Raw genomic sequence first — 18930 nt, 5'->3', positions numbered from 1 at the left:
GCATGAATCACACCATGAAGGACATTAAGTCGAAAGACGATATTGCAGATGCAATGGAAATTACTGCAAATCTGGCACGGAAGTGTGGATGCTCCTATCCGCAGACGTTGAAACTCCAATTGGTAACAGAAGAAGCATGCATGAACGCGTATGAGTACTGTCAGGAGCAGACCCACTCTTCTTTTCAAATCTGCTGGTCGTTCAGAAATAAGAAATTTGAAATTGTAGTGAGGCAGACAGGGGGAACGATCACGCTGCTTCAAAAGAACGATGTGAATGTAGGACTCCGGGGCAGAGGGCTAACCTTAATTCTTAGCCTGCTGGATCAAGTAGAGGTTAGAAAGGTCAATCAATTCGTGGAATTATATATGATGAAGGAAATAGGTGAGCAACAATGACATATATTCATCCCGATGTACCCGGGATCCTTGAAATTGAACATGAGATCACCATCAAGAATACGGATGAGTTCCGGGAGAGAATGGAGAAATTCCTACTGGAGTCGGGAAGCTCTCTGATACTTGATTTGGATAAAGTCATGTATTTGAACAGCTCTGCGCTTGGAATTATCGCCCACTCCGCTATGAGCGCCAAGCAGCATAATAAGGAGCTGGTCATTGCCGGCATTAAGCCCCCTATTAACGAGATTTTTGAAATAGTAAAATTCAATGCATTCATGGAGCTGTTTGCTACCAGACAAGAGGCCCTAGAATATTTCAACCATCAGGAACCCAAACGATGAGAGCCGGATTTGTCAGAACAGCGGCTTCCTATAACCGAAGTGCGGAAGAGTCTGAGATGCAGCTCCTGAAGAATGAAAAGTTAATGAAGCGATACAAATCCCTGTTTGATTATAATCCTCATATGATTAGCGTACTTAATGAACAGGGCTACATCACGGAGGTCAATCAGAAATTAATTGACACAATCGGATATGACGCTACGGGAATGCATTTTGAAGACCTGTTATATGACAAGAAGACCTCTTGTGCCTTCGATACTTTTCTCCAGTTAAAACAAGGAGAGCTAATTCATGAATCTGATGTAATCAAAGGCAAGAACGGGGCTCCGCTTCATATCCATTACAAAGGTATTCCTGTTATGGTCGATGATCAATGTGAAGGGATATTTGTAGTGGCAAGGGATATTACGAACAGCAAAAGAATGCAGATGGGAATCAAGAAGGACCTGGAGCTGGCTTCCCGAATCCAGAGAAGTCTTCTATGTGCACCTCTTAATCATGAAAGTCTCCGTGTCTCTGGGTCTTATCAGCCAGCATCGGATATCGGCGGAGACATGTATGTGTGGTATCAAATTGATGACCATCGGTATGGTGTCCTTATACTGGATGTTATGGGGCACGGAATATCTTCTGCCTTAATTACAATGGCTATGAGGTCTTTGCTGGAACCTATTATTATGAGGTACAGAACCCCTCATGCTGTCATGGCTCAACTGAACAGATACATGTATAAATTGTTTACTGAGAATACAAGCACTGCCCGGTTCCTAACTTCAATCTATGTATTAATTAATACCAGAAAACAGGAAATGGAGTATATTAACGCAGGTCACCCGCCAGGCCTTCTGCTTCATGAAGGAGAATCCTATTCCCTGGATTCCGGTTCACCGCCGCTCGGGCTCTCTGAAACCATGACTTTTTCTAGTGTTAAGATACCCTATTTCAATAATTCGAGACTGCTATTATATACAGATGGTTTGTTAGACTATCTTGATGAGACCTCGGTTAAAGGGGCTATTGGTAGAATGCAAGCTTATTTCATCCAGAATGATCAATCAGAAACGGAAGATTATCTAAATGAAGTGCTGCAAACAAGGGATTTCCACTTTGATCATGATGATGTGACCATATTAAAAATAGATTTCTTATAATAATGGTCTTTCATACAAGATCTATATAGCAATGGAGAAGGGTGATTCAAATGAATCACCCTTTAATTTGTAAAAAATTAGGCATAAATTGTCGTTTTTAGTCTAAATTAGACCGATTTCTGTCCGATTATAGAAAAGACAATGTAAAATGAATGAAGAATTAACTTTAATAGTAATAAGGAATGAGATGAATGCAGGCAACGAGAGAACTAATAGAGGTATATTCAGAATATATCGGACTTCCCCTGTTACTTGTTAATTTGAATGGAAGTATCGAGTATGCAGTGGTGGAAAGCGGATTACCGGTTTATGAATCTAATGACTATTTGTTAGAGCTGCAAGAGGTATCATTGCACTTAAATCATCCTACAGTGGTGAATTTGTCGTACAAATCATATACGTCAGGCCTTTTCTATATCATTTCTCCTGCATTTAAAGTGAGTGAGTCTAACCGATTTATAGCTGCAGGGCCTTTCTTGGTTGAAGGCAGCCGTGAAGGAATGGAGGCTGACAGGATCGGAGAGTTCCTGATTAGGCTCGACGAAATTGAGTTGGATACCAGAAAAAATAAAATGTCAAAGTTATATCACCTGCTGTCAAATAAAGCTAAAGTGGAGACCACTTATTCAATACCTGAACGGATACTTGAGGTCATTGAATCATTAGGAGACCTGGATTATAACGTGGTGGACTACAACCAGTATAACTCCAAAGTACTGAACGACCTGCTCAGAATAGAATCCTTTGATTTCCTAGGCCTGGCTCTCAAGAATCAGGATGATGTATTTGTCATCAAGCATATCTGTGGTGAACATGTCCGGCATTTAGCTGACAAGAAATTTTATATCGGAGAAGGACTTCTCGGCAAAGCGGTTATAACAGGGCAGAATTTATACTGGAGTAAAGGCAGCGATAATCACAAGGCTGAATTCTTCAACAGACATGGTGTATTTCCGAATCATCTGTTCGGCTTTCCGATTAAGGAAGATGAGACTGTAGTTGGCATGATCTTCGGGGGCTCTTTCAAAGATATGGATATCAGCAAAAATTTACTTAAAGCGCTGAATTTCATTGTACATTTCATATCCCAGAGGAAGACAAATAACGCCAAGCTGCGAACTTATCAATATATCGAAGCTGTATTTTATAATTGGCTGGAATTAATGGATGTTACTACTTACGCCAAAGAAAGCAAGCATGTTTTTTATAAGATTTTGGATTTCTGTCAGACTGTAAATAACGGCAAGTTCACATGCTTCTCCTCAACGAATGGGGATTTCATGTACCGCGGAGATATGTCGCATGACATACTGACATTACACCGTGATATTGCAGGGCGCTCCGCGAATCCATCCCCGGTGAGCTTGTGGGTGGAACAACATTGTATACACTTTTATATACTTATGGGGCAACAGCAGCAGGGCCTCTTTACAATTGAATTTGCTGAGAATGCAGATTTGCGGCAAGCTTCCTGTATCCTTGGCATGGTGAATACATTTTTTAGACAGAGTGGACTGGAATCCTCTAATGAACTGCCTCCTCACAAGGATGAATCCATTTTTGAAGTTCTGCATTCGAGTATGGGGGAGATGAACGACAAGCAGTATCATGCCACTCATTTGGCAATGAAGGTACTAAGTAGGTTGGCGGCTGCTGTGCAAATATCACAGGAACATACAGAGCTGCTGCTAAATATTTGTAGAGTGCTCCCTTATAATCAGGACTATCTGGTTAAGCGTATCAGCCACACACCTGAATGGAGGCTAATGCAGGAAATGTATACCTTACCAGGCCGCACAGACTCTGAAGAGCTTAGTGTATCGACTAAAATCCTCGGATTCATATATATAGGGATTATCAAGGAAGATAAAAAGGCAAGCTGGGATTTCCTGGACCATGATCTAAAGGAATTATGCATGAGCACTCTTGAAGCTTGTCATGACTCTTCCCATGAATGTTCCGGTACCACTAAGGTGGAGATCGGCCATGAGCAGATTGAGGAATTAACAGATTTAAAGAGTGTGATTTTGACTTTGGATTTGACTAACAGGGAGAAGGAAATTTTACATTTGATCCTCGAGGGCCTGAATAATAATGAAGTAGGTCAATATTTGAAAATTAGCGTTCACACGGTTAAGAATCATGTGACCAACATCTTCAAGAAGCTAAATGTGACAGATCGCGTTCATGCGATGGCCAAAATATACCGGATCAAGTACGGCGAGGATTGATTCCTTATATAAAACACAAAAAACAACCGCCCCCCGGCAGTCCCCGGAGAGCGGTTATTTCATGTGCGTGGTTATTATCCACTTTAAGCTTAGTTGAGATTAATTTGGGTTAGAGCTGTTGGTGACCGAAGTGGAGCTTGAGCTTTTCCCCAGGCCAAATTGATTCAGGTATTTACCGATAGAAGCACCCGTACCGGATTTGCTAAAGTTCTGCACTTGTCCCATCAGCTTCTGGCGGGACTCCGGATTTCTCATCAGATAGGCGGCGCCCATCGCTGCTGCAGTGAACATCAGTTTCTTATTCATGGTCGTACACTCCTCTTTCTGAGAATTGGTCTAGCTAAATGGATGAACTTGAGACCGCATCAACCGCGGTAACAGAAGTTCATTCCATCATGTATAGGAAATTACCCGTTCTTCGGTTATTTAAACAACCGGATCACATGTTAGCGGATCCTGAGTAGGCTATCCTATGTATGAAAGCGATGCAAGACGGGTATATAACTAGTGAGGATCTTTCGAACAAGAGAGGAGCAGCTTGAGATGAGAGAGACGATACAGGAAGACAACGCATTTGTAATTAAAGAAAATGGACAGATGATCGCCGAGGTAACCTTTAAGCCAGCGGGTGAAGGTACTCTGGTTATTGATCATACCTACGTGGCCGAGGAAATGCGGGGTCAGAAGCTGGCAGAAGAACTGATTCGCCGGGTTGTGGAGCATGCCCGTGAGACTCATAACCGGATCATACCCGCATGCTCGTATGCCGATGCCCAGTTCCGGCGCCGCAAGGAATACGAGGATGTCTGGCAGAGATCGTAAAAGCAAGAATTCGTTCCTGCCTGCTAGTCGCCGAGGTGTGCGGAATGAATTAAATTTAGGGAGCCGCTCAAGGAATTGAGCGGCTTTTTGTTATGAAGACAACTATTTCACTGAGGTAGAGATTCTACTCAAGAACGTATATGATAACTATGGAATCGAATTATTAGTGAAAGAGAGAGGGAAATGGAGAAGAAGAGAGACTGGTTTGTGTTATGGATTTGTGGTGTTGTATTTGCAGTATGTGTTCTTACTATATTTGTTCACCAGCATTCACTGCTTCTAGGAAGCTTTAGCAAGCTGGATAACGATGATGTCAGGTATTTGCGAAGCGGGCAGTATTTGCTCGAGCATGGTCAATTAATCTATTATAACCCGGTTACGACACTATCCGCTTTTATAATGCCTGGGCTGCCTGTGTTGATAGCCGGTATTATGAAGGTGTTTGGAACAGGGGATGCCGGAATTTATGCTTTTCGTATATTCCAGGCCCTTTTGACTTCAGCTTCAGTAGGACTCATCTATTTAATTACTGATCGTCTTTTTGGGAAGCGGACGGCCAAGCTCGCGGTTATCCTGGCGGCTGCGTATGTTCCTATTTATTATGCGGCTGATTTGATTCTGACTGAGACCTGTTTCACCTTTTTTTTGCTGCTGCTGACTTATCTGTTGTTAAATGCCTTAGATACGAACCGCAAGCGCGATTATGTAATTCTCGGTTTGGCTATTGCGGGTGCTATTTATTTCAGACCCACCGCAGCGATGCTTCCTCTGATTATTGGATTAATCTGGTTAGTCCGTAGAGAGAAATTTCAGTTGATAGCTAGAAACACCATCATTTTAGGTCTCACCTTGATCATTTGCTTAAGTCCTTGGTGGGTTCGGAATTATCAAGTCTTCCATCAATTCATCCCATTAACTAATTCGTCCGCCAATCCGCTGCTGCTCGGCATGTTGATCAATGGACAAGAACCTCAAGATTTCATCAGAGACCACGAAGAATTATATAAGACTTATCGTCACGGTTCGGAAGAACAGCAGAAAGAGCTGGCTGAGCTGATCTTCAAATATCAGATTACCCATCATCCGATCACATTTGGAGCCTGGCTGCTTTTTGGCAAATTAATTCGGCTGATCATTGTTCCGTTCTACTGGGCGCCTATATTCGGTATTCCCTTTTGGCTAGCTGCTCTGCAGCATATCTTATATCTAATCCTCAGTATTGCAGGCGTGTGCAAAATGCTTCGGTACAGAACATCTGCACACTATGGCTTTTTGGCAGTTGTTGCTTATTTTGTGGTAATTTATCTGCCATTTATAACGATGGAGCGCTATTTCTATCCTACGATGCTGCTGATGATGATTCCGTTAGCTTACTTCATGGAGCAGTGGGGAATTCATAAGCTGAACTGGCGGAGAGCACGCCCGGCTTCAGTGCAAAAAAGTTCTACAAATGTAAATGCGTGAGTTAAGTTTGCAATATACCTTAGGAGGGTATAGTATAGATATTGAACATTTGATTACAGAGGAGTGTACTTTATGAAAAAACAATGGTTATTGATCGCTGCTGTCCTCATTCTCTTGCTGAGCGGGTGCGGGAACGGTAATGAGCAGGAGACTTCGTCCTCTGACCATTCTTCTGGCAGTCATGAGGAAATGGACCACTCGGGGTCAGGAGAGGTGCCGCCTGAGCTGAAGAGTGCAGCAAATCCTACCTACAAAGTAGGAAGCCAAGCAATGGTTCAGACTGACCACATGTCCGGTATGAAGGGGGCAACTGGAACCATAGTGGGTGCTTACGACACGATCGTTTATGCCGTGACCTATACTCCGGTAACTGGCGGAGAGCAGGTTCCCAATCACAAATGGGTGATTCACGAAGAACTTCAAGCCGCGCAAGCCGAGTCTTATAATCCTGGCGATGAAGTGGTCCTTGAAGCGGATCATATGAAAGGCATGAAGGGAGCCAAGGCAACCATCGACTCAGCCGAGCGTACAACCGTGTACATGATTGATTATACGCCTACCAATGGCGGACCCAAGGTGACCAATCATAAGTGGGTAACAGAAGACGAGCTTACAGCAAAGTGATATGAACACCAACCCCCAAAAAACCTCGAATAGAGGTTTTTTTATTTTACCCATTGATAAAATGTGGAAGTGATGATATAAAAGTAATATAAAAGTGATATCACATTGATATGAAATTAATTAGTTATTTTAAAGGGGGAATTGTAAGTGGAGGAAAAACAGGCATTTCGAATTGGCGGACTTATCGCCGCAGTATTTCTCTTGATTCTGGTAGGTGCAGGTGTGCTGCTGGTCCTGAACGGACAGCCAGCGGGAACAGCCTTTTTTGTCATTTCTGCCTTGTCGGCATCCAGTTTTGTCGTCGTAGGTCCGAATGAATCCAAGGTGATCACTTTTTTGGGTAAATATATAGGGTCGATCAATGAAGCCGGCTTATACTTCACAACTCCGTTCTCGGTTCGCAAGACGATCTCTCTCAAGGTGATCAACTTTAACTCGGAGAAGCTAAAGGTTAATGATGTCTCAGGAAATCCGATTGAGATTGCTGCTGTAATTGTCTACCGGGTTACCGATTCGGCAAGAGCCGCCTTTGGCGTGGATTCCTATGACCGCTTTGTTCAAATTCAGAGTGAGACAGGTCTTCGTCATATTGCCAGTAAATACCCATACGATAACCATGATGTGGAAGGGGTCCTGTCTCTTCGTGCGAATGCGGACGAGATTGCAAATGAACTTCGCACGGATCTGCAAAAGCGTCTCGAACTAGCGGGTGTTGAGGTGATTGAGGCAAGATTGATGCATTTGGCCTACGCTCCTGAGATTGCACATGCCATGCTTCAGAGACAACAAGCTACAGCTATTCTGTCAGCACGCAAGATCATCGTAGAAGGAGCTGTTGAAATGGTCAAATCAACTATGGCAACCATTGAAGCCAGCGGAGTCGCCGAACTTGATGATGAGAAGAAAGCGCAAATGATTAACAATCTGATGGTTGCAATGGTCTCTGAACGCTCTGCCCAACCTATAATCAACACCGGAACTATTTATTAATGGCAAGGAAGAATTTCCCGCTTCGTCTCGATCCCAAAGTATATGAAGCTCTGGAGAAATGGGCACAAGACGAGCTTCGCAGTGTCAATGCACAGATTGAAGTTATTTTGCGCGAAGCACTCAAGCAAAAAGGGCGAGATAAGTAATCCTTGCGGCTGTACTGACTGCTGCAGCAGAGCTGACTGAAGCCTTGAAGGCATAGACCTTCAAGGCTTCTTTGTGCCCGTTAAGCCCACACCTGCAGCATTTGTCCTCCGATGCGTGCCGTGACCGGTTTAGCTTGAAATTGTCTCAAAAACTCAAAATCCGGATGAAGCACATACTTGGTTAGATAGGCTGAAATGCTGCTGTTCGGCTTACGTCGCTTGTTCAACGCTGCGATAATCCGCTCCGAGGTTGCAATGCCAATTCCATGCCCGTAATAGAGATTAGTCTGCAGCAGAACCACATTTTCACCCTGCCACTCGGGCTTATCCGGATCTACATCGGGATTCTCGAAATACTGGACATCGCCAGGACAGGCATCCTCGTGTTGTTCTAGCTTTTTCAGGACAAGATTGGGGTCATGCTCTCCATCCCACAGGAACAGATTGGTGAAATAGACGTCAAAGGCATCCGGGGAGATCGACTCAATTACCGCTTTATACCAGACAATAACTATAGCAGTACCGCACTCAAAAGCATACAACGGCCCGTTCTCGTAAATGTCCTGAATGGCTTTCGATGGCTCGACTCCTTGCTTCAACCGGAAGCCTCCATTGCTCTCCCGATTCCAGTACGCCTCATTACAGCGTGAGTTATTGAACTTGGCGAACTTGGCACCACTGGAATTCAACCTTCTTGCTGCAGACGTGATCTCTTCTCTTAGCTGTAATTCAAATCTCAGAGCGTCCAGATTAGGATACCAGTATGTGAATGAACTCTTTTCCTTCTGCATTATGATGGCCCTCGCGGACTCGGAGCCAATCAACTGACTGATCTGCTCACTCGGCGTGTGATCACCAATAACAATCACGATATCTTCCTCCAATCTTGTCAAGCTTTCTTCTATTGTAGGCGGATAACCGGCATTTGGTGACTGTGCACATGCCCTGAATGCCAGAGGAAATCGAGTGTGAATATTATGAAAATTTGGTAGAATAGAAATCTGGTGCGCAAGTCTGCGTAGAAGTATACCAATTAGGGGGACTTTGGAGTGAATACAATCGACAAGATTGCATGGATTCATGTGAAGAATGGCCAGGTTCTGTGCGCCCGGTCGAGAGGACAAGAGAGCTTCTACCTGCCAGGCGGGAAAAGAGACCCTGGAGAAAGTGATAAAAGCACGCTGATTCGGGAGATTGCGGAAGAGCTATCCGTACAGATTGAACTCGACACCATCAAATTCTTCGGTATATTCGAGGCCGAAGCTCACGGGAAGTCCAAGGATATCAAGGTGAAGATGACATGTTATACCGCAAGCTTCACAGGCACCTTAAGCCCGGCCTCCGAGATCGAGGAACTGGCTTGGTTGAATTACAAAGATCTGGATCTTGTCTCTCAGGTAAGTCAGAAGATCTTCGAGCAGCTTTACGCGCTGAAGTGGCTTGAATAGGCATGAAGAAGGCTGGATATCAGCCTTCTTTTCTTTTATTCTTGCGAAGCAGCATGACAGAGATCAGCAGGATCGGGAGAGCAATCTGGAACAGGGGAAATACCTTTGTGACGGTGAAATGAAGTCCAATCCATATGAATTCTGTGTAATCCTTGGACATAAGGGAGAGCAGCAGGATCACGGTTCCCAGCGGAATCACCCATATTCTGATGTCAACTGAAGTGATTCTATAGAGACCGATTACCGCACCGAGATAAAAGCAGGTTATCTTTATTCCAAGCCCCAGGAAGAGAACCAGTGTAAAAAGCGCATCGGTTCGCTCGAGTACCTTGGTCAATTGGATGATCTGCACGACCTGGAGCAAAGGATAGGTACTGTTCGCCGCGATTCCGGGTCCTAGTATCAGAATGACGAGCTGATTCAGAACAATTAGAATTAGAGCCGTGATGCAGTAGGCGTACAGGATCGTCTTGTTCATATGTCGGCTCTTCGGGACAAAGGGAAAGAAGACAAGGAACAGCACGGTCTGACCAAATGGAAATGAGACAAGCTCGGGGATCGCTGCTGATAATACAGGTCCTATTCCGTTCTCCAGTACAGGCAGGAGGAATTCAAGATGGACATTTCCAGTTATAGATATGAACAGAAGCAGCAGACCATAGGCGAGAACAAGGACAGGCATCAGAGTCGTACATATAATAAAAAATACCCTGGGGCCATATCTCACGCTATTTGCAATTACGATGATGGCAACCAGCAAAGTGAAGAATAAAGGGGTTCTGTCAAGCAGTGTCATCACAGTTAATTCACCCAGGTCACGCAGATTCCGGGAAGCCTCATAAGTGAAATAGGCAACAAAGGCTAATGCGATCACACTACCCATAATCTTACCAAAATACTTGCGGAAGAGTTCGAACAGGTCTTTTTTGGCATCGAGATTATAGATTACAAGATATAGGAGCAGCAGAAGGAGACCGCTTACTGCTCCTATTGACATGGATATCCACGCATCCTGCTTGGCTGTCCCGCCCAGCAGGAAGAGTGTGGTGCTTCCTAACTGGAACAATGATAACGTTATGGCAAGTCCTGATATTCGAACGGGAAGCTTGTTCATTTGATGTGAACTCCTTCATGGGCAATAATACGTCTCAGGGCCGTGACAATGTCGCTATTTCTCCTGGGAGAATTCAAAAGATTTCTGAATGAGCCCTGAACGTCTAATGGTGGCTTGCACTTGGATATCCAGGTCCATTTGAGACCATTTATCCTCCCAGCTCTCCTTGATTTCTCTCCAATCGGACGGGAATTTCCTGTGTATTCTATCCGCGAAGCCTGCGGCATCTGTCTTAAGTCTCTTCATGGCGGCCCAACCTGTATGAATATCATTTTCAACTCGTTGGTTAATTTGAGCCTCTAGCTCATTAATCACTTTCGAACTGCTTAGATCCAGCTGGCATGTGGATTCCGTCAAATTACCTTTCATCGTCACCTTGATATGCATGACATAACGGGAGCCGGACTTTTTTGGAGTGATTTTGGTCTTGGAGGAATTCACGCTGTATCCGGCACGCTCTCCGGGTGATCCTTCTCTTGAGCATGGGAAGGAGAATTCAGTTCTGTTAATATCTCCTGTGATCCAGGAGACTCCGAGACTTTCATTATAATCAAGCAGACCCGCCAGGCGGTCACCGCGAAATACCCCGAGCTTCGTAATCTTCAGCTTAAGAGGAGGCTGAGTATGCTTCAGAACATCTTCAGTTGTTAACTCTTCTTCATTGTTCTCTGACTTATCTCCGGCTAGCTCTATAACCGGAACTCTAACGCCCTTGGCGTCTGAGCTCATCGCTAAAGCGAACTTGAATACGTTAATAATGGGAAATACAGAGACCTGTCTGTTTTCCTTATTTAACATATCTGAGATACTTGAGCCCGGGAGTCTTTCTGGTGGGCTAAGCTTATTCAGAATGTCAATAGCCCGCCCTTCAGTTAGAGTCATCAGGACAGTCTCTCTGGGCTGTGAATTACGTAGATAGTAGTCCATTAATTCACCAATACCGTGTTCGGCTGCGCTTTTGCCAATCACTACAACCTTGTTATGGGCCACATAGATATAGCGCGGATTCTCCAGATTACTAAGATTTAGAGCCTGGTGAATGGTCTTGGAATTCACGGAGAAGACGTTAACTGAAGACTGGGAAGAGCCTCCCGAGCTGCTGCTCCCTCCTGAAGCCGTGGATGAGGCGGCAATCATTTGGTAGGAGATGACCCATTCCCCGTCTTTATAGTCCACACCCGTACCCACAACGATGCCCAGTTCATTTAGTTCAATCCGGTTCCAGCAGCCCGTTAGGACCAGTAGGAGCATTAGCATGACTATGCCAATCCCGAGTCGGCGCATATAACTCCACCCCTTATCACATCGGATCTTTCGACTTATCAGTAGCCTGCTGAGCAAAGGATTTAGGCTTATCAGCTTGTCTCATCCTGTTCTGGTCCCCAATCCTCACGGGACGGGTCTTGATTCTCCACCAGGGGGCACGGATAATAAAGTCTTTCAAATTGGTTTTGTTAAATGGTGCGAGTGGCATCAAATAGGGAACACCAAAGCTTTGAAGCGAGGCCATATGAGCCAAGATAGGAACCAGACCGGCAAGTATCCCGAACAGTCCCAGTGAACCTGCAAGGAACATCAGCACGAACCTAAGCAGTCTCACTGCTGCGGCCATATTAATAGCAGGGAGTACAAAGTTGGAGATCGCGGTAAATGAGACCACAATGACCATGGCAGCTGATACGATACCCGCCTGAACAGCCGCTTGGCCCAGCACAAGCGCACCCACGATAGAGATGGCCGGCCCGATTGCACGCGGCATACGAACACCTGCTTCGCGGATTACTTCGAAAGTTACTTCCATCACCAGAGCCTCCAATAGCGCGGGAAGAGGGGTATTCTCACGTTGACCGGCCAATGCAATTAGCAAGGTTGTAGGCAGCATTTCCTGATGGAAGGTAGTAGTGGCGATATAGACAGACGGAAGCAGCAGAGCAACGAAGAAAGAGACAAACCTAATGATTCGAAGAAAAGTAGCCAGATCATACCTTTGGTAATAATCTTCACTCGACACAATAAACCGGAAGAAGGTTACAGGTGCAATCAAGGTAAATGGCGTTCCATCAACCAATATGGCAACCAGGCCCTCCAGCAACCCGCCGGCAACGGTATCAGGCCGCTCGGTGTTATAGATGGTGGGGAAGGTGGATCTGACGCCGTCTTGAATGAACTCTTCAATGTAGCCGCTCTCCAGAATGCTGTCAGTCTGAATCTTATCGATTCGGGCCAGAACTTCCTTGACCACCTCTGGATCTGCAATTCCATTCATATACGCGACAGAAATCTTGGTCTGGGTATATTCCCCAACCGTGCGGGATTCGAAGCGAAGATCCGATGACCGGATTCTTCGCCTAATCAGGGAGATATTTGTTGAGATGTCTTCTGTAAAGCCTTCTTTAGGCCCACGCACAACTGTTTGTGAGGTGGGTTCTTCAACAGCCCGCCTGAATCCGCCTGGAATAGAGACCGCGTAAGCTTCTTCCACACCATGGATCATAACAAGAACTTGGCCTTCGAGTATAAAGCGCAGCATCTCGTCTTCAGTATGAACGAAGTTAAGATTCCCGGCGGGCAGCTTGTTCTTCAGCCACACTCCGGGATTCTTGTCTTCATCACTCTGTCTGGGTTCACCGAGCATGGAGGTTAGGGATTCCATCAGATCTGTAAGAAGGGTCTGGTCAATCAATCCATCAATGTAGCATATAGCGAATGGATATGAGGCATCGGAGGAACCCTTGATCTCACGGGTGATGAAGTCAGAGCTGTTCCCCATCCGCTGTTGGATCATAGCCAGCTTATCGCTTAATACCGGACTTATATGTCTCCCATGTGAGCCCTTATCCATCTGGATGTCGGCGTTGTTCTGCTTTTCATTGCGGCGGGTGTGGAACAGGATCTGCTTTAGAAGTTTGAACAGCATAAGCTCTCCCTCTTCACTTAATTTCCATGTAATTTGCTCCCAATTTGATGTTTTTATGCATGCGTTAGCCGCATTAGAGAGCAGGACATATAGGCCACTCGATTGTGAAAATAAAAGAGGAGAACAGCATCATGCTGTTCTCCTCTTAGAGCTTCATTACAAGGCTGCTTCGCCAGCTTAAGATCTGCCTTTATTGCCTTGCCCTGACTGATTCTCATCGCCTGTGGCGCCCTCGCCAGCTTTATTTCCTAATGCCGCGCCGGCAACACCGCCAACCACGGTTCCCAGCGGACCCAGAATTGAACCTACGGCTGCGCCTACCGCTGCACCGCCAACTGTTCCTGCGGCTTCGCCTGCGTCAATCCCATCCTTGCTGTCACGGTTACGATTTTGTTTGTTGTCAGCCATTTTTGTCACACTCCTTCGCATCTAATTGTGGAGAGCCGCTGTCTGTTACCAGCGCAGTCCTGAGCAGTAGTGTCTCCTGTGGATGCGAAATGAATTCCTAAAAGGCGAATCTAACACAAAATAGTTATAGAAAAAAGAAAATAGGACAATGAGAATTACAAATGAATCCAATGTTATTACATAAATAGGAATGATAGAATGGCGACAGACCAGCTGGTTGGTGATATTTTACAACGGTTATCTCGCGAGGATACTGAAGATTTAGTGCCTATGGATCGTCATTCGACAACTAGATTAGGAGGAGTTCATCAACATGACTTTACGAAGAGGTTTTCTCGTTACGCTGGCTGCTCTGTTGTTCTTTGTAGGAATAGGCAGCACGCTTCCTAAAGCATCTGCAGCTTCGGGTTTTTATGTAAACGGTACCAAATTGTATGATTCAACTGGCAAACCTTTTGTAATGAGGGGGGTAAATCATGCGCACAGCTGGTATAAGAATGATCTATACACGGCGATTCCAGCTATCGCCAGGACTGGAGCCAATACCGTCCGGATCGTGCTGTCGAATGGGAGTCAATATACCAAGGATGATCTGAATTCTGTCAAGAATATCATCTCACTGGTGTCTCAGTTCAAAATGGTTGCCGTACTTGAGGTTCATGATGCCACAGGCAAAGACGATACGGCGTCTCTTGACAATGCGGTTAACTACTGGATTAGCATTAAAGATGCGCTTATAGGCAAAGAAGACCGGGTAATTGTGAATATTGCTAACGAGTGGTATGGCTCTTGGAACGGAAGCGGCTGGGCCAATGGCTACAAAGCGGCCATTCCTAAGCTTAGAAATGCGGGGATCAAGAATACGTTAATGGTAGATTGTGCGGGTTGGGGGCAATATCCGCAGTCCATTGTGGATTACGGTACATCTGTCTTTGCTGCTGATACGCTCAAGAATACCATTTTCTCAATTCATATGTACGAATATGCGGGAAAGGATGCCGCAACCGTTAAAGCCAACATGGAGAATGTGCTGGCTAAGGGACTCGTGCTCATCATTGGTGAATTTGGAGGTTACCATCAAGGCGCGGATGTAGACGAGACTGCAATTATGAAATACGGTCAGGAGAAGGGTGTTGGCTGGCTGGCCTGGTCATGGTACGGGAACAGTTCCGATCTATCCTACCTGGATCTGGCAACAGGTCCTGCAGGAAGTCTGACAAGCTGGGGCAACACGGTGGTGAACGGCGCCAATGGAATTAAATTAACTTCGGTGAAAGCAGGAATTTATTAATCTTGTTATTATAAATCAATAGTTAGTTTCAGGCTGTTGTTAAGCTCCTGGGAAGTGTTCACTTTCCAGGAGCTTATTTGTATCCATTGGAAGGCATAGATGTTGTGGCATCATGCTAATCAAAAACGTCTATTGGCTGCTCATTGAACCAAGCTAACTGTTCGTGCATCTTCACAACTTCCCCGACTAATATAATTGCTGGGTTCTGAATCTTATGTTCATGTACAAGTATAGGAATTCTATGAAGTTCTCCTGCCAGAGTACGCTGATCTGATGTGGTACCCCAAGTGATAACAGCCGTCGGAGTGTAAGGATCTCTGCCATAATCAATAAGCTGATTACAGATATAATCGATATTGCTTATTCCCATATAGATGGCTAACGTATCAATTCCCACGGCGTATGCCTTCCATTTCTCCTCCGATATGGAATTGCCATGACATAAGTGTCCGGCGATCATAGCAAATGAGGTGGCAACCTTACGTTGTGTGACTGCGATGCCGGCATAGGCTGGAGCCGCGATGCCTGCTGTAATGCCGGGAACAATCTCATAGGGAATCCCTAAAGCTTTCAATCCTTCAAGCTCCTCATGAATCCTTCCAAATATGCACGGATCTCCGCCCTTTAACCGGGTTACTATCTTACCTTCTAAGGCCTTTTCAATGATAATCTCATTAATTTGTGATTGCTCTATACAGTGATGATTGGGGTGCTTGCCACAATAGATCTTGAGCGCGTCAGCACGGGCATGTTCAAGAAGTGCAGGATTAGCCAGCCTGTCATAAATAATGACATCAGAATGTTGAATACATTCAAGTCCCTTAAGAGTAATCAATTGGGGATCACCAGGACCCGCTCCAACAAAAAACACGGTTCTCATTTGTCTCATTGTCTCCTCTCGTACATAATGTAAGATTATATGACATAATGTTGTATTCAATATAAGTGACATCCCCTATATATTTCAAGCAAAAAATTAAGTAAATGCGTTTATATAGCGGTAGAAGTAAACCTTTTCATAAAAAAATGGTTGATTTTTCAAGAAAAAGATTGTAATTTATAGTCACTGGATATGTTAGTTATAGTTACACGAGTTTGATGATTTGATTATTTTTAGTCATTAATTAACACAAACCTAACATAAGGGAGTGGGCAAATGAAAAAGAAACTTGTGCTTATTGGTAATGGTATGGCAGGAATCAACACACTTGAGCAATTGTTAAAGCTGGCACCGGAGAAGTACGATATCACAGTACTGGGTAGTGAACCGCATCCGAACTACAATCGTATCTTGTTATCTTCTGTGCTTGCTGGTGATGCATCAGTTCAAGACATCGTAATTAATGACTTGGACTGGTACAGAGACAACGGAATAACCCTTCATACCAGCCAGACAGTAACACGGATAAATACTGAGCTCAGAACTGTGACCACCAATAAGGGATTAAGTGTTAGTTATGATGACCTGATCATCGCAACAGGTTCACTGCCTTTCATGCTGCCGCTTCCAGGAGCTGATAAGGAGGGTGTGATAGCTTTTCGAAATATTGAAGATTGTGAAATTATGATGGATGCTGCCAAGCAGTATAAGCATGCTGTTGTGATTGGAGGTGGATTATTGGGGCTTGAGGCTGCCCGGAGTCTTCTTAATCTGGATATGGGAGTATCGGTGGTTCACAACTCCAAGTACTTGATGGACCGCCAGTTGGATGAGATTGCTTCTAATATGCTTCGTTCTGAACTGGAGAGCCAGGGAATGAATTTCTTAATGGAACAGAACACCGACTCCATATTAGGGGACGAACGGGTGACTGGCGTCCGATTCAAGGATGGCAGTGAAGTTAAGGCCGATTTAGTTGTGATGGCTGTTGGGATTCGCCCGAATGTAGGGTTGGCCAAAGAGAGTGGAATTGAGGTCAACAGCGGAATAGTGGTGAACGACTATCTGGAAACAGGTACTCCCCATATCTATGCCGTCGGGGAATGTGCAGAGCATGAAGGGGTGGTGTACGGCTTGGTTGCTCCTCTCTTTGAGCAAGGAGGTGAGCTGGCTAAGAGACTTGCTGGAATTCCATCTCCAGGTTATAAAGGCTCGGTGGTCTCTACCAAATTGAAAGTGTCGGGTGTGAATGTATTCTCGGCAGGTCAATTCCTGGATCAACCCGGGACACGCTCATTCCGGATTCAGGATGATTTCGATCATGTATATAAAAAAATTGTGGTTCAGGACGGCAAGCTGATCGGTACTGTGCTCTTTGGTGATACCAGTGACGGCTCCAAGCTCTTCTCAATGATCCGGACTGGTCAGGATATCAGCGGCCAAGAAAAAGAACTGGTACTTGGTTCGCAGGGAACTGCCAAGCCACAATCAGGTATTCAATTCGTGGCAGCTATGTCTAATGACGAAATTGTGTGTGGATGTAACGGAGTGTCCAAAGGAGACATTCAGAGGGCCATCGAGGAGAAGGGCTGTACCAATGTGAATGATGTTAAATATTGCACCAAAGCGACCGGAAGCTGTGGCGGATGCAAACCATTGGTTGAAGATTTGCTAACCTATGTCCTCGGGTCCGATGGGGTTACCGAAGTTAAGGAAGGAATCTGTGGGTGCACGCCGCTTGGACGTGAGGCAGTGGTAGAAGCAATACGTTCCATGAAGCTGACTACTTCGAAGGAGGTAATGCATGTTCTGGATTGGAAGAACCCGGAGGGATGCTCCAAGTGCAGACCTGCGGTTAACTATTATCTGGGTATGATATGGCCGGTAGAGCATGAGGATGAGAAGGAATCCCGTTTTGTGAATGAACGCAATCATGGCAACATCCAGAAGGACGGAACATACTCGGTCATCCCCCGGATCCATGGAGGGGTTACAACTGCGAAGGATCTGAAAAGAATTGCCGATGTCGCGGTCAAATTTAATGTGGAAACGGTGAAGATAACGGGTGCTCAGCGGATAGGCTTATATGGGATCCAGAAGGAAGATCTGCCAAAAGTATGGGAAGAGCTGGATATGACCTCTGGATTTGCATATGGCAAGTCCCTTCGCGCAGTCAAGACATGCGTTGGCTCTACCTGGTGCCGGTTCGGAACCCAGGATTCAATGAGTATGGGGATTGAGCTGGAGAAACGACTTGAACGTATAAGTACCCCGGCAAAGACAAAGGTTGCCGTATCTGGCTGTCCCCGAAATTGTGCTGAAGCAACTATTAAGGACTTGGGGGTTGTGGCCATTGATGGGGGTTGGGAGATCTATGTTGGCGGTAACGGAGGGACGGATGTCCGGGCTGCTGAGTTGCTGGTCAAGCTGAAGTCGGAAGCTGAAGTTATCGAGTGGACACTGGCGTACTTCCAGTTGTACCGCGAGAATGCCAATTACAATGAGCGTACATCCAAATGGATTGAACGTGTTGGTTTGGAGTTCATCAAGAGAGCTCTGGCTTCCCAAGAAGAGCGCCGGGCTCTGCAGCAGCGCTACGAATTTAGTGCAGGACTTACTTCCGACCCTTGGACAGAAATCATTGAGCAGGAACGCCTGAACAAGAACTACGAACCACTTCAGCCCATACGAATGTAATCAAA

The 18930-nt window shown here is 45.3% G+C and carries 19 protein-coding genes; 12 read left to right on the top strand and 7 right to left on the bottom strand.

Annotated elements, in window-relative coordinates; translation table 11 throughout:
- Window positions 1-2 precede the first annotated feature (2 nt).
- From LDO05_RS10280 to LDO05_RS10265, 4 genes are all read left to right on the top strand, one after another.
- Window positions 3-398 carry an ATP-binding protein gene (locus LDO05_RS10280; RefSeq protein ID WP_251375312.1) on the top strand — a complete coding sequence of 132 codons (396 nt, stop codon included), beginning with the start codon at window positions 3-5 and terminating at the stop codon, window positions 396-398.
- Window positions 395-742, top strand: coding sequence for an STAS domain-containing protein (locus LDO05_RS10275; RefSeq protein WP_251375311.1), 348 nt, complete (start codon window positions 395-397; stop codon window positions 740-742). The genes LDO05_RS10280 and LDO05_RS10275 overlap by 4 nt, the downstream gene beginning before the upstream one ends.
- Window positions 739-1893: a SpoIIE family protein phosphatase gene (locus LDO05_RS10270; RefSeq protein WP_251375310.1), complete on the top strand. Its 1155-nt coding sequence runs from the start codon at window positions 739-741 to the stop codon at window positions 1891-1893. Before LDO05_RS10275 ends, LDO05_RS10270 begins: the two co-directional genes overlap by 4 nt.
- A 380-nt stretch (window positions 1894-2273) precedes the next feature.
- A complete protein-coding gene (locus LDO05_RS10265; protein ID WP_251375309.1) occupies window positions 2274-4124 on the top strand; it encodes a LuxR C-terminal-related transcriptional regulator in 1851 nt (616 codons plus the stop codon).
- 99 nt (window positions 4125-4223) lie between these two features.
- Here LDO05_RS10265 and LDO05_RS10260 read toward each other — a convergent pair whose 3' ends face one another.
- Window positions 4224-4430 (bottom strand): hypothetical protein, encoded by a 207-nt coding sequence (locus LDO05_RS10260; RefSeq protein ID WP_251375308.1) that lies wholly within the window; start codon window positions 4428-4430, stop codon window positions 4224-4226.
- A 237-nt stretch (window positions 4431-4667) separates the two neighbouring features.
- Between LDO05_RS10260 and LDO05_RS10255 the strand changes: the two genes are divergently transcribed.
- The 5 genes from LDO05_RS10255 to LDO05_RS10235 all read left to right on the top strand — a co-directional run bounded on the left by LDO05_RS10255 (window position 4668) and on the right by LDO05_RS10235 (window position 8170).
- Window positions 4668-4946 (top strand): GNAT family N-acetyltransferase, encoded by a 279-nt coding sequence (locus tag LDO05_RS10255; protein WP_251375307.1) that lies wholly within the window; start codon window positions 4668-4670, stop codon window positions 4944-4946.
- A 183-nt stretch (window positions 4947-5129) separates the two neighbouring features.
- Complete coding sequence (locus LDO05_RS10250) at window positions 5130-6410, top strand: ArnT family glycosyltransferase (RefSeq protein WP_251375306.1); 1281 nt, start codon at window positions 5130-5132, stop codon at window positions 6408-6410.
- A 72-nt stretch (window positions 6411-6482) separates the two neighbouring features.
- Window positions 6483-7034, top strand: coding sequence for a YdhK family protein (locus tag LDO05_RS10245; protein ID WP_251375305.1), 552 nt, complete (start codon window positions 6483-6485; stop codon window positions 7032-7034).
- 147 nt (window positions 7035-7181) lie between these two features.
- Entirely contained in the window at window positions 7182-8024 is an 843-nt protein-coding gene (locus LDO05_RS10240) for an SPFH domain-containing protein (RefSeq protein ID WP_251375304.1), read from the top strand.
- Window positions 8024-8170: a type II toxin-antitoxin system antitoxin gene (locus LDO05_RS10235; RefSeq protein ID WP_251375303.1), complete on the top strand. Its 147-nt coding sequence runs from the start codon at window positions 8024-8026 to the stop codon at window positions 8168-8170. The genes LDO05_RS10240 and LDO05_RS10235 overlap by 1 nt, the downstream gene beginning before the upstream one ends.
- An 80-nt stretch (window positions 8171-8250) precedes the next feature.
- Here LDO05_RS10235 and LDO05_RS10230 read toward each other — a convergent pair whose 3' ends face one another.
- Window positions 8251-9039, bottom strand: a complete 789-nt coding sequence (locus tag LDO05_RS10230) for a protein-glutamine gamma-glutamyltransferase (RefSeq protein WP_251375302.1) — start codon at window positions 9037-9039, stop codon at window positions 8251-8253.
- A gap of 180 nt (window positions 9040-9219) precedes the next feature.
- On the opposite strand from LDO05_RS10230, the gene LDO05_RS10225 reads away from it, so the two are divergent.
- The gene (locus tag LDO05_RS10225) at window positions 9220-9618 is read left to right on the top strand and encodes an NUDIX hydrolase (protein WP_251375301.1); all 399 of its coding nucleotides are present in this window, start codon (window positions 9220-9222) and stop codon (window positions 9616-9618) included.
- 19 nt (window positions 9619-9637) lie between these two features.
- On the opposite strand, the gene LDO05_RS10220 is transcribed toward LDO05_RS10225, so the two are convergent.
- From LDO05_RS10220 to LDO05_RS10205, 4 genes are all read right to left on the bottom strand, one after another.
- Window positions 9638-10732, bottom strand: coding sequence for a GerAB/ArcD/ProY family transporter (locus tag LDO05_RS10220; RefSeq protein WP_251375300.1), 1095 nt, complete (start codon window positions 10730-10732; stop codon window positions 9638-9640).
- Window positions 10733-10786: 54 nt separating this feature from the next.
- On the bottom strand, window positions 10787-12016 hold the full coding sequence (locus tag LDO05_RS10215; RefSeq protein ID WP_251375299.1) for a Ger(x)C family spore germination protein: 1230 nt from the start codon (window positions 12014-12016) through the stop codon (window positions 10787-10789).
- 16 nt (window positions 12017-12032) lie between these two features.
- A complete protein-coding gene (locus LDO05_RS10210; RefSeq protein WP_481856982.1) occupies window positions 12033-13649 on the bottom strand; it encodes a spore germination protein in 1617 nt (538 codons plus the stop codon).
- Between the two features lie 177 nt (window positions 13650-13826).
- Window positions 13827-14057: a hypothetical protein gene (locus tag LDO05_RS10205; protein ID WP_251375298.1), complete on the bottom strand. Its 231-nt coding sequence runs from the start codon at window positions 14055-14057 to the stop codon at window positions 13827-13829.
- A 313-nt stretch (window positions 14058-14370) separates the two neighbouring features.
- On the opposite strand from LDO05_RS10205, the gene LDO05_RS10200 reads away from it, so the two are divergent.
- Window positions 14371-15348, top strand: coding sequence for a glycoside hydrolase family 5 protein (locus tag LDO05_RS10200; protein WP_481856981.1), 978 nt, complete (start codon window positions 14371-14373; stop codon window positions 15346-15348).
- Between the two features lie 115 nt (window positions 15349-15463).
- Here LDO05_RS10200 and cobA read toward each other — a convergent pair whose 3' ends face one another.
- Window positions 15464-16228 (bottom strand): uroporphyrinogen-III C-methyltransferase, encoded by a 765-nt coding sequence (cobA, locus tag LDO05_RS10195; protein ID WP_251375297.1) that lies wholly within the window; start codon window positions 16226-16228, stop codon window positions 15464-15466.
- 276 nt (window positions 16229-16504) lie between these two features.
- Between cobA and nirB the strand changes: the two genes are divergently transcribed.
- The gene (nirB, locus tag LDO05_RS10190) at window positions 16505-18925 is read left to right on the top strand and encodes a nitrite reductase large subunit NirB (RefSeq protein WP_251375296.1); all 2421 of its coding nucleotides are present in this window, start codon (window positions 16505-16507) and stop codon (window positions 18923-18925) included.
- The last annotated feature ends 5 nt before the right edge of the window (window positions 18926-18930 follow it).

Source organism: Paenibacillus sp. YPG26, from assembly GCF_023704175.1.
In the GTDB taxonomy this organism is placed as follows: Bacteria; Bacillota; Bacilli; order Paenibacillales; family Paenibacillaceae; genus Fontibacillus.
This window is presented reverse-complemented; position numbering and strand designations above follow the sequence as displayed.

Excerpts from the sequence above, each read along its gene's own strand:
- cobA (WP_251375297.1), bottom strand. The coding sequence starts at position 16,228 with ATGAGAACCGTGTTTTTTGTTGGAGCGGGTCCTGGTGATCCCCAATTG.
- LDO05_RS10220 (WP_251375300.1), bottom strand. The coding sequence starts at position 10,732 with ATGAACAAGCTTCCCGTTCGAATATCAGGACTTGCCATAACGTTATCA.
- LDO05_RS10205 (WP_251375298.1), bottom strand. The coding sequence starts at position 14,057 with ATGGCTGACAACAAACAAAATCGTAACCGTGACAGCAAGGATGGGATT.
- LDO05_RS10245 (WP_251375305.1), top strand. The coding sequence starts at position 6,483 with ATGAAAAAACAATGGTTATTGATCGCTGCTGTCCTCATTCTCTTGCTG.
- LDO05_RS10260 (WP_251375308.1), bottom strand. The coding sequence starts at position 4,430 with ATGAATAAGAAACTGATGTTCACTGCAGCAGCGATGGGCGCCGCCTAT.
- LDO05_RS10215 (WP_251375299.1), bottom strand. The coding sequence starts at position 12,016 with ATGCGCCGACTCGGGATTGGCATAGTCATGCTAATGCTCCTACTGGTC.
- LDO05_RS10250 (WP_251375306.1), top strand. The coding sequence starts at position 5,130 with ATGGAGAAGAAGAGAGACTGGTTTGTGTTATGGATTTGTGGTGTTGTA.
- LDO05_RS10235 (WP_251375303.1), top strand. The coding sequence starts at position 8,024 with ATGGCAAGGAAGAATTTCCCGCTTCGTCTCGATCCCAAAGTATATGAA.
- nirB (WP_251375296.1), top strand. The coding sequence starts at position 16,505 with ATGAAAAAGAAACTTGTGCTTATTGGTAATGGTATGGCAGGAATCAAC.
- LDO05_RS10280 (WP_251375312.1), top strand. The coding sequence starts at position 3 with ATGAATCACACCATGAAGGACATTAAGTCGAAAGACGATATTGCAGAT.
- LDO05_RS10210 (WP_481856982.1), bottom strand. The coding sequence starts at position 13,649 with ATGCTGTTCAAACTTCTAAAGCAGATCCTGTTCCACACCCGCCGCAAT.
- LDO05_RS10270 (WP_251375310.1), top strand. The coding sequence starts at position 739 with ATGAGAGCCGGATTTGTCAGAACAGCGGCTTCCTATAACCGAAGTGCG.
- LDO05_RS10255 (WP_251375307.1), top strand. The coding sequence starts at position 4,668 with ATGAGAGAGACGATACAGGAAGACAACGCATTTGTAATTAAAGAAAAT.
- LDO05_RS10275 (WP_251375311.1), top strand. The coding sequence starts at position 395 with ATGACATATATTCATCCCGATGTACCCGGGATCCTTGAAATTGAACAT.
- LDO05_RS10200 (WP_481856981.1), top strand. The coding sequence starts at position 14,371 with ATGACTTTACGAAGAGGTTTTCTCGTTACGCTGGCTGCTCTGTTGTTC.